Annotated in this window: 1 protein-coding gene; it reads left to right on the top strand. The window is 36.6% G+C overall.

All coding sequences use genetic code 11. From position 1 onward, the window contains the following. Positions 1-69: 69 nt before the first annotated feature. Positions 70-1,628, top strand: a protein-coding gene (locus IEW82_RS20495; RefSeq protein ID WP_373285747.1) for an IS3 family transposase whose coding sequence is annotated in 2 segments (ribosomal slippage) — positions 70-712 and positions 712-1,628 — 1,560 coding nt in all. Because the reading frame shifts where the segments join, the coding sequence is not laid out codon by codon here. Positions 1,629-1,674: the final 46 nt, after the last annotated feature.

Raw genomic sequence — 1,674 nt, 5'->3', positions numbered from 1 at the left:
TGATATGCTCCCCTTACGGTAGACAGATTAAAAAACAAAAATCTGTTTTACCGTAAGGGGAGTTTTTCTGTGTCTAAGAGAGGATACACCGTCGAGTTTAAATATAACGTAATAAATGCTTATAAGAATAGGGATTGTAGTATTAAAGACTTTTGTCTGAAGTTTAAAATCGGTAAACGTTCATTAATGAAGTGGTTGGATTTATACGAAAATTATGGAGTTGACGGATTAAAGGCATCTAAAACCTGGAAACAGTATTCTAAGGTTCTTAAAGAAGCTGCTGTAAGGGATTATTTATCCGGAAAACATTCTAAATATGAGATTGTCAAAATGTATCAAATCTCAAGTGATTCTGTCCTCCAAAAGTGGATTAACAAGTATAATAGTCATAGGGAATTAAAGGATACGTCTAAAGGAAGGACGAGCTCTATGACTAAAGGAAGAAAAACCACTTGGGAAGAACGTTTAGACATCATAAAATATTGCTTAAGGAACAAAAAGGATTATCAGAAAACCGCTGAAATATATGAAGTCTCCTATCAACAAGTTTATTCATGGGTTAAGAAGTATGAAGAGCGTGGAGAGGATGCCCTTAAGGATAAGCGTGGTAGGAAGAAAGAAGAAGCGGAATTAACTCCAGAAGACAAAACTAGATTAGAGATAAAGAAGTTAGAAATGGAAAATGAACGATTACGTGCTGAGAACCTGTTCTTAAAAAAGTTAGAGGAGATCGAAAGGAGGCGAAAGTAAGCCGTATCCGATTTGAAGATAAGTATGTCGCTATCCAGGAACTTCATTTAGAAGAGAAGCTAAGTATCATCTTACTTTGTGACATCGCTGGTATCTCAAGAGCGGCTTATTATAAATGGTTAAAGCGAACCCCTACTGCACATGACCTTCTAAATGAAGCCATTATCGAAGCGATGAGAAACCTCCATGAAAAAGTGGATGGCATCTTCGGTTATCGTCAGATGACACTCCATATGAATCGAAAGTTTAAGGAGCCACTCAATCACAAGAGGATCTATCGTTTAATGAAAGTGGCTGGTTTACGCTCTGTTATTAGAGTGAAGAGAAAACAATACAAGCGTTCTACTCCTCAACACGTCGCTGAAAACGTGTTGAATCGGGAATTTACAGCTGATAACCCCAATGAGAAGTGGGTTACTGATGTCACGGAATTTAAATATGGTTTATCAAAGAAAGCTTATTTAAGTGCGATTCGAGATCTTTATGACGGGTCCATTGTTAGTTATGTTCTTGGGCATTCAAATAACAATAAACTTGTGTTTGATACACTCGACCAAGCGACAAATCTTTTACATGATGAACATCCACTTATCCATAGTGATCGTGGCTTCCAGTACACCTCACTTGGATTTAAGAAAAGAATAGATAAAGTAGAAATGACTCAAAGTATGTCACGGGTAGGCAGATGTATTGATAATGGGCCTATGGAATCTTTTTGGGGAACTTTAAAATCTGAGAAGTACTATTTACATAAATATGAAACGTTTGAAGAACTTTCTCAAGCCATAAATGACTACATCTTTTTCTATAACCACGAAAGATATCAAAAACGATTAAACGGCCTTAGCCCTATGGAATATAGAACTAAAGCCGCTTAAAACTCGTTTTATTATTTTCACTGTCTACTTGACAGGGGGCACTTCA

The sequence above is a fragment of the Pullulanibacillus camelliae genome (genome assembly GCF_014642655.1).
GTDB lineage: Bacteria > Bacillota > Bacilli > Bacillales > Sporolactobacillaceae > Pullulanibacillus > Pullulanibacillus camelliae.
This window is presented reverse-complemented; position numbering and strand designations above follow the sequence as displayed.